This window comes from Streptomyces sp. MS19 (assembly GCF_047200595.1).
GTDB lineage: Bacteria > Actinomycetota > Actinomycetes > Streptomycetales > Streptomycetaceae > Streptomyces.
Genome location: NZ_JBJZOH010000012.1, coordinates 65,484 through 78,073, shown reverse-complemented (window position 1 = coordinate 78,073; position 12,590 = coordinate 65,484). Strand labels below are relative to the sequence as shown.

The following is a 12,590-nucleotide window of genomic DNA, read 5'->3' as shown; positions in this document are numbered from 1 at the left end:
TGTCCTCTTCTCGATCGTCCCGCTCGTCCCCGCCCGTCACGCCGTCCCGCACCGGTGACCTGGCTCCCCCATCCTGCCCCGGCGGCCCGGCCCCTCCATCCTGCCCCGAAGACCGGTAAGCGCCCGGTAAGCACCCGGACGTGCGCCGGAGCACACGTCTGTGCGCTTTTCTGCTTCGGCCATGTTTCCCCACCCGCCACATCGGGGAGGACGAACCACACACCCCGCGACCACCCTCCCCCTCGGAGGCGGCAAGCCCCGCGCTGCCGACCGACCCGTGGACCCCCCCGTGGCCGCACCCACCCCCGGCACCCCGGTGCCGCCGATCGAAGACGAGGGGGCGCACCTTGGACGCGTTCACCGCTGGAATCCTGCAGCGCATCGAGAACACCGAGTCCGGCCTCAGCCGCGCTCGCGAAGACGGAGATCTGTTCACCATGGACGTGGAGCAGGCCGAGCTGGACGACCTGCGACGGCTGGCGGCGGAGCACGGTGTGGAGATCGGCTCCACCGCCGCGTGACGCCCGCGCCCGGCACGTCCGGGCGCCGGTGATCCGAGCGGGCCTGGGCGCCCCTGGGGACCTCCCCGGGGGCGCCCAGGCGCGTGTACGGACCTCAGTCGTGCCAGGCGCCCAGCTCGTCCAGGAGCGGCTGGAGGACGGCGAAGACGCCGGGGGACGCCGCGACGGTGAGGTCGCCGTCCGGGCGCCGGCCCGGCCTGCCGCCGGTGAGGGCGCCCGCCTCACGGGCGATCAGGTCGCCCGCGGCCAGGTCCCAGGGGTGCAGGCCGCGTTCGTAGTACCCGTCGAGCCGTCCCGCGGCCACGTCGCACAGGTCGATGGCCGCCGAGCCGCCGCGGCGGATGTCGCGGACCCGCGGGATGAGGCGGTGCGCGACGGCGGCCTGGGCCGTCCTGACGGCCGCGACGTAGTTGAAGCCGGTGGCGATCAGCGCCTGGTCGAGGGGCGGGGACGGGCGCGTGGCAAGCGGCTCGGGGGCGCCGTCCCCGGTCACGCGGTGGGCGCCGCCGCCGGCCCGCGCGAAGAAGGTCTCGCCGCGCGCGGGCACGGCCACGACGCCCGCGACCGTCTCGCCGTCCACCTCGGCGGCGACGGACACGGCCCAGTTCGGCAGCCCGTACAGGTAGTTGACGGTGCCGTCGAGCGGATCGACCACCCAGCGCACGCCGCCGGCGCCGCCGCGCTCGCCGCCCTCCTCGCCGAGCACGCCGTCGTCCGGGCGGTGTTCGGCGAGGAACCCGGTGATCAGCCGCTCGGCGGCCACGTCCATCTCGGTGACGACGTCGATCGGGCTCGACTTGGTGGCGGCGACGCCCAGGTCGGCGGGGCGGCCGTCGCGCAGCAGCCGCCCGGCGCGGGCCGCGGCCTCCCGGGCGAGGGCGAGGAGTTCGGCGGGCAGGTCGGCAGGGGGCATGGCGGGTCGCTCCTCGTGCGTGCGGTGGCGGCGGCCGCGGACGGCCGGGAAGGGCTGGGTCAGGCGAACGGGCTGTCGGCCCCGGCGGCGGCCGGACGCGCGACACGCCCCGGGCAGCAGCCCGCCGGGCACAGGTCGTGGCTCGGGCCGAGGTCGCCCAGGGCGCAGCGCCGGGGGGACTCGCCGCGCTCGGTGGCGGCGCGTTCCAGCACGAGGTCGCGGACGGCGGCGACGAAGCGCGGGTCGGCGCCCACGGTCGCGGACCTGACAGCGGGCAGCCCCAGCTCGCGGGCGGCGTCCATCGCCTCGGTGTCGAGGTCGTAGAGCACCTCCATGTGGTCCGAGACGAAGCCGATCGGCACCATGACGACGGCCGGCGTCCCCTCGGCGTGCAGCTCGCGCAGACGGTCCACGATGTCCGGCTCCAGCCACGGGATCTCGGGCGAGCCGCTGCGGGACTGGTAGACCAGCTCGTGCGGGCGCTCCACGCCGGTCGCCTTGGCCACGGCGGCGGCGACGGTCCGCGCGGCGTCGAGGTGCTGCGCGACGTACGCGCCGCCGGGGGCGCGGCCGGACGGCGGGCCCGACGTGTCGGCGGCGCTGTCGGGGATGGAGTGCGTCGTGAAGACGAGGCGCGCCCCGTCGCGCACCTCCTCGGGCAGCTCGACCAGGGCGGTGAGGACGCCGTCCGTCATCGTGTCGAGGAAACCGGGGTGGTTCCAGTAGTGCCGGAGCTTGTCGACGCGCGGCAGCGGCACGCCCTCGGCGGCGAGCGCGGTGAGGGCCGCGCCGAGGTCCTCGCGGTACTGGCGGCAGCCGGAGTACGAGGCGTAGGCGCTCGTCGCCAGCGTGAGGACGCGGCGGTGCCCGGCGGCGGCGATCTCCCGGAGGGTGTCGGTGACGTACGGCGCCCAGTTGCGGTTGCCCCAGTAGACCGGCAGGTCGAGGCCGTGTCCGGCGAAGTCGGCGCGGAGGGCGGCGAGCAGGGTGCGGTTCTGCTCGTTGATGGGACTGACGCCGCCGAAAAGCCGGTAGTGCGCGCCCACCTCGGCCAGCCGTTCGCGCGGGATGCCCCGGCCGCGCGTCACGTTCTCCAGGAACGGGATCACGTCGTCGGGGCCCTCGGGCCCGCCGAAGGAGAGAAGCAGCAGCGCGTCGTAGGGCTGGGTGTCGGTCGCACGGTCCATGTCTCCCGATCCTGCCATCAGCCGGTGGCGCCCTCCGCCCCGCCGTCCTGCGTGCCGGAGGTTGCGCCGGGGCCCGTGCCGCCGGAGCCGGGCGTGGGGGCCGTGGGGGTGGGCGCGGGCGTGCCGCCGGTGTCCTGGCCGGTCTCCCCGCCGCCGGTGCCGTCCGTGCCGGTGCCGGGGGACGGGGTGCCCTGGTCCGGGGTGTCCTCGTCCGGGGTGTCCTCGTCCGGGGTGTCCTCGTCCGGCGCGTCGTCCGACGGCGAGGGGGCGCCGCCGGTGTCGTCGGGGGACGGGGCGCCGCTCCCGCCGTCGCCGTCCTCGGCCGGGCCCTCGTCCCGCCGGTCGTCCCCGCCGTCGTCGTCACCGTCGCCGCCGGGGCTGTCACCCGGCCTGTCACCCGGGCTGTCGCCGCCGTCACCGCCGCCGTGGATCAGGCGGCCGACGGAGGTCCCGGCGTCGTCGCGGCCCCACCAGCCGGACAGCGAGGAGCCGCCCGCCAGCTCGATGCCGGTCACGGCCGTCATCGCCAGCAGGAAGACGCCCGCCGCCGCGAGCAGGGCGCGGCGCGGGCGCCAGCGCCGGGCGCGCGGCTGCGGTGTCGGCGGTGGCGGCGTCCCGGCGGGCCGACCGGCTCGCCGTGGACCGGCGGGACGGCGCGCGGAGTCGAACAGGTGCTGGAGGAAGGCGCCGCCGGTCGTCGCCACGACGCTGAGCACCGCCGCCCCGATGACGGTGCCGTACACGCCGAGCCCGGACGCGAGCATCGCGCCGAGGACGGCGGCCACGGCGCTCGCCGCGACCTGCGTGACGGTCAGCTCGACGCCCCGCCGCCGGGTCCCGCCGTCCGGGGAGGGGTCCGGGACGGAGTCCGGATTCTTTACCTGAGGTTCCACCATTTGCCGCTTCCCGCACACTCCTCGCACCGTGTCCACGCATGGGACGACTCCGCCCACGGAAGAGACATACGGGGGCGGCCGAAAGTTCCACTTTTGCGGATTCTGTGAGTCTTACCACCCGAAAGTGTCGGGAAACACCCGCCCAACTCCCTTGCCGGATGTGAACTTCCGGCGCACTTCACCCCACGGGGCGCGTCCTGATGGAGTAATGTGACGACACCTGGTCCAAGCCGTCGTCCGGCCCGCGCGGAGATCCGGCCCCCGCCGGTCACCGCTCGTGGCAAAGTGGTGACTGTGCCATAACGGCGGCGAAAGACCATGGCCCGACACGCCGGGCAAGTCGGCAAGGTTGTGGCAGGCTGCACCCGGGCAGGTCACACTCGTCAGCGGGAGAGCAGCGACGTACGTGACGTCGGCAGGCACCACCCGGGAGGTCCTCGTGCCCGAACTGCGTGTCGTGGCCGTGAGCAATGACGGCACACGTCTGGTACTCAAGGCTGCCGACAACACGGAGTACACCCTTCCCATCGACGAGCGCCTGCGCGCCGCCGTGCGGAACGACCGCGCCCGTCTCGGCCAGATCGAGATCGAGGTCGAGAACCATCTGCGGCCGCGCGACATCCAGGCGCGCATAAGAGCCGGGGCCACCGCCGAGGAGGTCGCGCAGTTCGCGGGCATCCCCGTGGACCGCGTGCGCCGCTTCGAGGGTCCCGTGCTGGCCGAGCGCGCCTTCATGGCCGAACGCGCCCGCAAGACCGCCGTACGGCGCCCCGGCGAGACCGCGGGGCCGCAGCTCGGCGACGCGGTCACCGAGCGGCTGCTGCTGCGCGGCGCCGACAAGGACGCCGTCCGCTGGGACTCCTGGCGGCGCGACGACGGGACGTGGGAGGTCCTGCTCGTCTACCGCGTCGCGGGCGAGACACACTCGGCGAGCTGGATGTACGACCCGCCGCGCCGCCTCGTCCAGGCCGTGGACGACGAGGCGCGCGCGCTGCTCGGCGAGACGGACGACACGCCCGAGCCGAGCACGCCGTTCGTGCCCAGGATCGCGCGGCTGCCCCGGGAGAGCGAGCGGTCCTCCGGCCGCCCGCCCGAGCCCCTGGGCCGCGACCGCGACTCCGAGCCCGACTCGCTCACCAGCCTGCTGGAGGCCGTGCCGAGCTTCCGGGGCGACCTGGTCGTGCCGGAACCGGCGTCCGCGCTCGCCGCGGCGGCCACCGCGGAGCCCGAGGCGGACGACGACGACCTGCACGACGAGCCCCCCGTGCCGCGCGGCCCCTCGGCGCCCGCGGCGAGCGCCGGGTCCACGTACGCGGACGTCCTGATGCCCCGCTCGGTCGGCGGGCACCGCGACCGGCTGACGGGCAGCACCGACCGCCAGGCGGAGGCGGACGGCGTGCGGCCCGGCCGCCGCGCGGCGGTGCCGAGCTGGGACGAGATCGTCTTCGGCACGCGCCGCAAGAAGAAGGAGTGACGCGGGACGGCGGGACACCGCACGGGTGACCCGCCGTCGTACGCCCGGTCAGCCGGCCTCGGGGCCGGTCGCCACCGGGCGGCCCGGCAGGGCGGTCCACTCGCTCCACGAGCCCGGGTAGAGCGCGGCCCCGATCCCCGCGGAGGCGAGGGCGAGTACCTCGTGCGCCGCCGAGACGCCGGAACCGCAGTAGACACCCACCGGGGTGTCGGGGCCGACGCCCAGGGCCGCGAAACGGGCGGCCAGCTCGGCGGGCGGGCGCATCAGGCCGCCGGGACCGGTGTTCTCGGTGGTCGGCGCGGAGACGGCGCCCGGGATGTGCCCGGCGACCGGGTCGATCGGCTCGACCTCGCCCCGGTACCGCTCCCCCGCCCGCGCGTCCAGCAGCACGCCCTCGCGCGCCAGCGCCGCCGCGCCGTCCGCGTCCAGGACGGGCAGGCCGCCGGGGGCGGGCACGAAGTCGCCCTCGGCCGGCTCCGGCGTGCGGGTGGACAGCTCGCCCTCCCAGGCCGGCAGTCCGCCGTCCAGCACGCCCACCCGCCCGTGCCCCGCCCAGCGCAGCAGCCACCACGCGCGGGCCGCCCCCCAGCCCCGGCCGCCGTCGTAGACCACGACGGGACGGCCGAGGCACACACCGGCCCGGCGCATCGCCGCGCCGAAGATCCCGGTGTCGGGCAGCGGATGCCGCCCGCCGGGTCCCGGCGGGCCCGCCAGGTCCTCCTCCAGGTCCACGTAGACGGCACCCGGGATGTGCCCCGCCTCGTACGAGGGACGTCCTGGCGGGCCGCCGAGCTGCCAGCGCACGTCCAGCAGGACGGGCCGGTCCGCCTCCGCAGTGCCGGGGGCGAGTGCGGCGGCGAGGCCGGATGCGGGGATCATTGGTGTCATGGCCCCATTCTCCCCAGCCCTGGGGAGACTTGCGACGGCGAGCCGGGGAGCCCCCAGAAGAGAGGCAAGGATGGCCGAGACTGCGAGCCCGCCCGTTCCTGGAACGCACCGCTGGGTGAGTCTGATGGTGCACGACCTGGCGGCCGGACGGCGGTTCTACGGAGAGCTGTTCGGCTGGGAGTTCGACGAGGACGAGCCCCAGCTCGGGCCTTACGTGCGGGCGCTGCGGGACGGCCACCCGGTGGCCGGGCTCGGGGAGATCGCGGCGGGAGCGCGGCGGGTCGTCGCGTGGCTGCCGTACATCGCGGCCCGCGACGCGGACGAGACGGCCGCGCTGGTGCGCGACTGCGGCGGGACCGTAGCGGTCGGGCCGCTGGACATCGACCGGGTGGGGCGCCTCGGGATCGCCTCGGACGTGAGCGGCGCGGCGTTCGGCCTGTGGCAGGGCGGCCCGCGGCGCAGCGGACCGTACCGCGGCCCGTGGGGCGCGCCGGTGTGGAACGAACTGATCACCCGCGAGGCGTCGGGCGCCGCCAAGTTCTACTGCACGGTCTTCGGGTACGAGGCGGCGCCGGAGCCCACCGCCCCCGAGGGCTCGGACCGGCTGACGCTGCGGCTCGACGGGCGTCCGGTGGCGGGCGTGCGGGGCGTGGCCGGCGAACTGCCGCACGACCGCGGGCCGCACTGGCTGACGTACTTCTCGGTGCCGGACGTCGAGGAGGCCGTGGCGCGCGCCGAGGAACTGGGCGGGCGGCGGACGAGCGACCCGGCGGACTCGCGGTTCGGGCGCTGGGCGGAGGTCACCGACCCGGAGGGCGCGCCGTTCGCGCTGATCCGCCCGGCCGACCGCTGAGCGCCCCCGGCCGGTCCGGCGTCAGTCGGCGCGCCGCGCCGCGTCGACCGGCAGCACCTCGGGCGACAGGGCGCCCGCGCCCGCCGAGGCGGCGGTGAGCCGACGGCGGTGGTGCCGGCGGCACAGCACCTCGTAGCCGACGTCGGCGAGCCCGCCACCGGGCTCGCCGACGTCCCCGACGACGACCTGGGCGCCCTCGACGACCATCCGGCCGCCGACCGTCCTGGCGTTGTGCGTGGCCCGCGCGCCGCACCAGCACAGGGACTCGACCTGGAGGACCTCGACGCGGTCGGCCAGCTCGATCAGCCGCTGCGAGCCGGGGAAGAGGCGGGTGCGGAAGTCGGTGGTGATGCCGAAGGCGAAGACGTCTATGCCCAGGTCGTCCACGACGCGGGCCAGCTGGTCCACCTGCCCGAGCGAGAGGAACTGCGCCTCGTCCGCAATGACGTAGTCCACGCGGCCCCCGGCCGTGAGCAGGCCGACGAGGTGGGCGTGGAAGTCGAAGCCGTCGCCCGCCTCGGTGGCCTCCGTCACCAGGCCGAGGCGGGAGGAGAGGCGCCCGGCGCCCGCCCGGTCGTCCCGGGTGAAGATCAGGCCCAGCAGGCCGCGCGCCGAGCGGTTGTGCTGGATCTGGAGGGCGAGGGTGCTCTTCCCGCAGTCCATCGTGCCGGAGAAGAAGGCGAGTTCAGCCACGGATCGTGCTCCAGTGCGGTCTCAGGTGCGGACTTCGAGAAGCGGCACGAGCTGCTCGGCGGGGGTCAGCGACCCGTGCATGCCGACCAGCGCCGACTCCTTGGGCTCACGGCGGCTCGCGACGACGGCGGCGTTGCCGGTCATGGCGACGACGACGTCGCCGATCCGGTCGCGCACCCGGGCCTCGACGCCGGTGCCCGGCGGGCCGAACCAGCCGAGCTCCACGGCCTCGTCGCGCGTCACGACCCACGCCTGCCCGGCGAGGACCTCGCGCCACACGGCGTGGACGTCGGCCGCCGCGCCGGGGACGGCGTACAGGTGGCGGGCGCGGCCCTCGCCGCCGAGGGTGGCGACGCCCGCGGACAGCTCCCAGTCCTCGTCGAAGTCGAGGCGGTCGGGCCCGGCCGGGGGCGTGTCCACCATGCCGTGGTCGGCCGTCACGTAGAGGACGGACCGGGGCGGCAGCTGCTCGGCGAGGCGCCGCGCGAGGCGGTCCACCTCGCGCAGCTCGCGGCGCCAGTCGGCGGACGCCATGCCGTAGCGGTGCCCGGTGGCGTCGAGTTCGGCGTAGTACGTGTAGACGAGGGCCCGCTCGGTGGCGGCGAGCCTGGCGGCGGCGAGGTCGATCCGCTCGCCCGCGTCGAGACGGCCGAGGAACGTGCCGCCCGAGAGGGCGACCTGCGTCAGCGGCGTGCGCTCGAAGCGGGGAGCGGAGACCTGGGCGGCGGGGACGCCCGCGGCGTGGGCGACCTGGAAGACGGTGGGGTGCGGCTGCCAGAGCGCGGGCTCGGTCCAGGGGTCCCAGCGCAGTTGGTGCATCAGCGCGCCGGTGGCGGGGTCGCGGACGCGGTAGCCCGCCAGGCCGTGGGCGGCGGGGGGCAGCCCGGTGCCGACGGACGCGAGGGAGGTGGCCGTGGTGGAGGGGAAGCCGCAGGTGATGGGCTCCCCCGTCCCGGCCTTGGAGGTCGGCAGCAGCGAGGTGAGGAACGGGGCGTCCGCCGCGTTGTCCAGCAGGGCGTGCCAGCCGAGGCCGTCGACGAGGAAGAGGCAGACCCGGTCGGCGGGCGGCAGTTCGAGACCCGACGTCAGCCCGGGTACGCCGATCCCGGCCGCCGCGGCGGGCAGCACGTCGGCGAGTGACGCGGAACCGTAGCGGGGCGCGGGGGCGTCGCGCGGGTCCAGTGGCTCGGGATCGGCGGCCTGGGCGTACGTCACCTGCCCGCCGCCGCCGTGGCCTCGGACAGCGCCTGCGCGAAGTCCAGGGTCTGGCGGACCGTCTCCGGGCCGTCGCCCGCCTCGCTGATGCGCAGCGAGAGGTCGTCGGCCGTGCTGGAGCCGGTGTAACCGTGGTCCGCCTCGCAGTTGGGGTCGCCGCAGGCGGCGGGCTCCATGTCGATGCGGGAGACGGCGCCCCAGCCGATGGTGAGGACGACCTCGCGGGGCAGCGTGCCCGGCACGTACGACTGCGGGTCGGCCACGACGCGGCTGATCACGACGGAGGAGATGCGGGACAGCTTGACGGACTCCGTGGACGTCGTCGCGTACGGGGCGGGCGAGGAGGTCTCAGCGGTCTGCTCGTCGGTGTGGCTGACGATGAACCGTGTGCCGGTCAGCACGAGCACGGTGGCGTGACGGCGCACCTCGTTGCTGTCGAAGGTGGTCTCCTGGTGGACAAGGAAAGAGACGACGGGCTCGCGGCCCACGGCCGCCTCCACCGCCTCCGCGACGAGCGCCGGGTAGTAGCCGCTGCGCTCGATCGCCTCCCGCAGTCCCTGGGACGTTGTACCGGTCTTCGCCATGTGCCCATCCTACGGGGCGCCTCCGACAGCGGCGCCGCCGTCGCCGACTCCGCCGGGGACGCGTCAGTACGCGCGCAGCCTGCGCGGGCCGAGGTCCGGCCTGGGGGGCGGCGGCGCCACGCGGACGGTCGCGCCGAGCGGGGTGGCGCCCTCCCGGGCGACCGCGACCGGCTCCAGGTCGACCGACGCTATGGCCGGGTGGTCCTCGACCAGCCGCCCCAGGCGCAGCAGGAGTTCCTCCAGCGCGGCCGTGTCCACCGGGCCGGCGCCGCGCCAGCCGAAGAGCATCGGGGCGGCGCGCAGGGAGCGTACGAGCCCGGCCGCGTCCCGGTCGGTGACGGGCAGCAGCCGGTGGCCGACGTCGCCGAGCAGTTCGGACGCGGGGCCGGCCAGGCCGAAGGACAGGACGGCGCCGATGGCGGGATCGACGGTGGCCCTGACCACCGTGTCCACGCCGCGCGGCGCCATCCGCTGGACGACGGGGCGCAGGCGGGCGGCGTCGCCGAGACGGCCGGTCAGCTCGGCGTGGGCGCGGCGCAGTTCGTCCTCGGTGGCGAGGTCGAGCCGGGTGCCGCCGAGGTCGGCGCGGTGGCGCAGGTGGGGGGCGGTGGTCTTGAGGGCGACCGGGTAGCCCAGGCGCGCGGCGGCCTCGGCGGCGGCGTCCGGGGTGGGCGCCGGGGCGGTGGGCGGGACGTGGATGCCGTACGCGGCGAGCAGGCGTCCCGTCGCGTCCTGGCCGAGCGCGGCGGTGCCGGAGGCGGGCGCGGCGGCGGCGAGGAGCCGGGCGGCGGCGGCCTCGTCCACGTCGTCGAACACCGGGACGCGGCCCGGATCGGCGGCGCGGGCGCGCCACTCGGCGTGCCGGACGGCGCGGGCGAGTGCCTGGACGGCGCGTTCCGCCGACGGGTAGGCGGGGATGCCGTGGCCGCCGAGGTCGGCGGCGAGGGTGTCGAGGCCGAGGTGGGCGACGAGGACGGGCTTGCGGGGCCCGGTGTCGGCGGCGGCGTCGAGGGCCGCGCGCAGGGCCGGGGCGAGCCGTCCGGGGCCGGGAGCGGGGCTGTCGGTGCTGTCGGGGTCCTCGGCCACCACGGCCGCCGCCCCGGCGGGCACGGCCGTGACGACCACGGCGTCGGTGCCCGGGTCGGCGAGCGCGGCCGCCAGCGCCGCGCCGTACGCGTCCGGGCCGGCCGCCGCGCCGAGGCCCCGGGGCGGCAGCGGGGTGAGCCCCTGGGCACGGCAGGCGTCGTACGCGACGAGGCCGAGCGCCTCCGCGTTGCCGATGACGGCGGTCCGCGCCCCGGCGGGGAGGGGCTGCTGCGCCAGGAGCAGCCCGGTGTCGACGAGTTCGGTGGCGGTGTCCGCCTCGATGACCCCGGCCTGCCGCAGGAGGTCGGAGACGGTCGCCTCCGGGGTGGCGCCCTGCGGGACGTCGTGGCCGTGCGGGGGGACGCCGCCGCTGTGCCGCCCGCCGCGCACCACGACGACGGGCGTGCCGGACGCGGCGGTGCGGCGGGCCAGCCGGGTGAACTTGCGGGGGTTGCCGATGGATTCGAGGTACATGAGGGCGACGCCGGTGGCGGGGTCCTCGTCCCAGTACTGGAGGAGGTCGTTGCCCGAGACGTCGGCGCGGTTCCCGGCGGAGACGAAGGTGGACAGGCCCGCGCCGCGGCGCTCCAGTTCGGCGAGCACGGCCATGCCGATGGCGGCCGACTGCGTGAACAGCCCCGTGCGCCCGGCGGGCGGCAGCGCGGGGGCCGGGCTGGCGTTGAGCCGCACGGCCGGGTCCGTGTTGAGGAGGCCGAACGCGTCGGGGCCCACGACGCGCATGCCGTACTCGCGCGCCGTCCGGACGAGCGCCCGCTGCTCGTGGGTGCCGTGTCCGGCCGCCAGCACCACCAGGCCCTGGACGCCCGCCTCGCCGCAGTCGGTGACGACGCCGGGGACCCGTCCGGCGGGGACGGCGACCACCGCGAGGTCCACGGGCTCGCTGATGGCGCGCACGGACGGGTGCGCGGGCACGCCGCCGAGCCGTTCCGTGCCGGGCGGCAGGGTCGCGTTGACGGCGTGGAGGCGGCCGGTGAACCCGGCGGCGAGCAGCGCCGCGAGCACCCGCCGGCCCGCGCCGCCCGGCCTGCGGCCCGCGCCGACGACGGCGACCGAGCGCGGCGCGAGGAGCCGCTGGACGGAACGGGCCTCGGCGCGCTGCTCGCGGGCCCGCATGACGGCCAGCGACTCGGCGGTGGGCGCCAGGTCGAGGGTGAGGCGGACGGCGCCGTCCTCCCAGCTGCGGCGCTGGGAGTACCCGGCGTCCGTGAAGACCTTGATCATCTTGCCGTTGGCGGGCAGGACCTCGGCCTCGAAGCGGCGGACGCCGCGCTCGCGGGCGACGGCGGTGACGTGCTCCAGCAGGACCGAGCCGAGGCCACGGCCCTGGTGGGCGTCCTCCACGAGGAACGCGACCTCGGCGACGTCGGAGCCGGGCGCCACGCGGTCGTAGCGGACGGTGGCGAGGAACCGGCCGCGCACGGTGGCGGCGAGGCCGACGCGGTCCACGTAGTCGTGGTGGGTGAAGCGGTGGACGTCGCGGTCGGACAGCCGGGGGTAGGGGGCGAAGAAGCGGTAGTACTTCGACTCGTCGGAGACGCGCTCGTAGAAGCTGACGAGCCGGTCGGCGTCCGCCGGGGTGATGGGCCTGATGTGGGCCGTGCCGCCGTCGCGCAGCACCACGTCGGCCTCCCAATGGGCGGGGTACGGGTGCTCGGCGGGTGTCGGCGCCATGGGCCCAGCGTACGGTTGGGCGGGACCGGGCGGGCGGCCGAGGTGGCCGCGCAACCGGCGTCGGGCCGACGATCCACCTCAGCGGAGGGCAACAGCATGATTGAACGCCGTGTCACGATCGGGTGGGCCGACGGGCTGCACGCCAGGCCCGCCTCGGTCTTCGTCCGGGCCGCGATGGCGACCGGGGTACCGGTGACGATCGCCCGGCCGGGCGGCGCGCCGGTGAACGCGGCGTCGCTCCTCGCCGTCCTGACCCTCGGCGCGCAGGGGGGCGACGAGGTCGTGCTCGCGTCGTCCGCCGAGGACACCCCGGCGGCGGAGGAGGCGGTGGACCGGCTGGCGCGGCTCGTCTCCGAGGGCCTCGACGAACTCCCCGAAAAGGCGTGAGCACGTAAAGCGGGCGGAAGCCGGAACGGTGTGAGGAAAAACACGCGGCCGCGCGGGCGGATTCTTCCTGTCGCGGTCGAATGCGTAAGCGCGCACTCACCCGCGGACAATAAACAGCGGCGGTTTTCCTGGATTCCGGGCAGCACGATGCGCGGCCGCCAATACGGCGGCGGAATTCACGGTCCCGCCGCTCCCGCGACC

12 protein-coding genes are annotated in these 12,590 nt (G+C 76.4%); 4 read left to right on the top strand and 8 right to left on the bottom strand.

What is annotated here, in order from left to right:
- Positions 1-347 precede the first annotated feature (347 nt).
- A complete protein-coding gene (locus ACL02R_RS14795) occupies positions 348-521 on the top strand; it encodes a hypothetical protein (RefSeq protein WP_362960453.1) in 174 nt (57 codons plus the stop codon).
- A gap of 94 nt (positions 522-615) precedes the next feature.
- Here the strand turns inward: ACL02R_RS14795 and ACL02R_RS14790 are convergent, their stop codons facing one another.
- From ACL02R_RS14790 to ACL02R_RS14780, 3 genes are read right to left on the bottom strand one after another with little or no spacing between them, the layout of a single operon-like run.
- Complete coding sequence (locus tag ACL02R_RS14790) at positions 616-1,434, bottom strand: inositol monophosphatase family protein (protein ID WP_412797350.1); 819 nt, start codon at positions 1,432-1,434, stop codon at positions 616-618.
- Positions 1,435-1,493: 59 nt separating this feature from the next.
- The gene (locus ACL02R_RS14785; RefSeq protein WP_412797349.1) at positions 1,494-2,621 is read right to left on the bottom strand and encodes a ferrochelatase; all 1,128 of its coding nucleotides are present in this window, start codon (positions 2,619-2,621) and stop codon (positions 1,494-1,496) included.
- A gap of 17 nt (positions 2,622-2,638) precedes the next feature.
- Positions 2,639-3,517 (bottom strand): hypothetical protein, encoded by an 879-nt coding sequence (locus ACL02R_RS14780; protein ID WP_412797348.1) that lies wholly within the window; start codon positions 3,515-3,517, stop codon positions 2,639-2,641.
- A 406-nt stretch (positions 3,518-3,923) separates the two neighbouring features.
- Here ACL02R_RS14780 and sepH point away from each other — a divergent pair, with 406 nt between their 5' ends.
- Entirely contained in the window at positions 3,924-4,991 is a 1,068-nt protein-coding gene (gene sepH, locus ACL02R_RS14775) for a septation protein SepH (RefSeq protein WP_412797347.1), read from the top strand.
- 48 nt (positions 4,992-5,039) lie between these two features.
- Here sepH and ACL02R_RS14770 read toward each other — a convergent pair whose 3' ends face one another.
- Positions 5,040-5,879 carry a sulfurtransferase gene (locus ACL02R_RS14770; protein ID WP_412797346.1) on the bottom strand — a complete coding sequence of 280 codons (840 nt, stop codon included), beginning with the start codon at positions 5,877-5,879 and terminating at the stop codon, positions 5,040-5,042.
- A gap of 70 nt (positions 5,880-5,949) precedes the next feature.
- On the opposite strand from ACL02R_RS14770, the gene ACL02R_RS14765 reads away from it, so the two are divergent.
- Positions 5,950-6,732: a VOC family protein gene (locus ACL02R_RS14765; protein ID WP_412797345.1), complete on the top strand. Its 783-nt coding sequence runs from the start codon at positions 5,950-5,952 to the stop codon at positions 6,730-6,732.
- A gap of 21 nt (positions 6,733-6,753) precedes the next feature.
- Here ACL02R_RS14765 and ACL02R_RS14760 read toward each other — a convergent pair whose 3' ends face one another.
- From ACL02R_RS14760 to ACL02R_RS14745, 4 genes are all read right to left on the bottom strand, one after another.
- Complete coding sequence (locus ACL02R_RS14760; RefSeq protein ID WP_412797344.1) at positions 6,754-7,425, bottom strand: thymidine kinase; 672 nt, start codon at positions 7,423-7,425, stop codon at positions 6,754-6,756.
- A gap of 21 nt (positions 7,426-7,446) precedes the next feature.
- Positions 7,447-8,640 carry an alkaline phosphatase family protein gene (locus ACL02R_RS14755; protein ID WP_412797343.1) on the bottom strand — a complete coding sequence of 398 codons (1,194 nt, stop codon included), beginning with the start codon at positions 8,638-8,640 and terminating at the stop codon, positions 7,447-7,449.
- The gene (locus tag ACL02R_RS14750) at positions 8,637-9,224 is read right to left on the bottom strand and encodes a DUF5998 family protein (RefSeq protein ID WP_362960474.1); all 588 of its coding nucleotides are present in this window, start codon (positions 9,222-9,224) and stop codon (positions 8,637-8,639) included. The genes ACL02R_RS14755 and ACL02R_RS14750 overlap by 4 nt, the downstream gene beginning before the upstream one ends.
- A 63-nt stretch (positions 9,225-9,287) precedes the next feature.
- Positions 9,288-12,002, bottom strand: a complete 2,715-nt coding sequence (locus ACL02R_RS14745; protein WP_412797342.1) for a GNAT family N-acetyltransferase — start codon at positions 12,000-12,002, stop codon at positions 9,288-9,290.
- Positions 12,003-12,098: 96 nt separating this feature from the next.
- Between ACL02R_RS14745 and ACL02R_RS14740 the strand changes: the two genes are divergently transcribed.
- Positions 12,099-12,389, top strand: coding sequence for an HPr family phosphocarrier protein (locus ACL02R_RS14740; protein ID WP_412797341.1), 291 nt, complete (start codon positions 12,099-12,101; stop codon positions 12,387-12,389).
- Positions 12,390-12,590 lie beyond the last annotated feature (201 nt).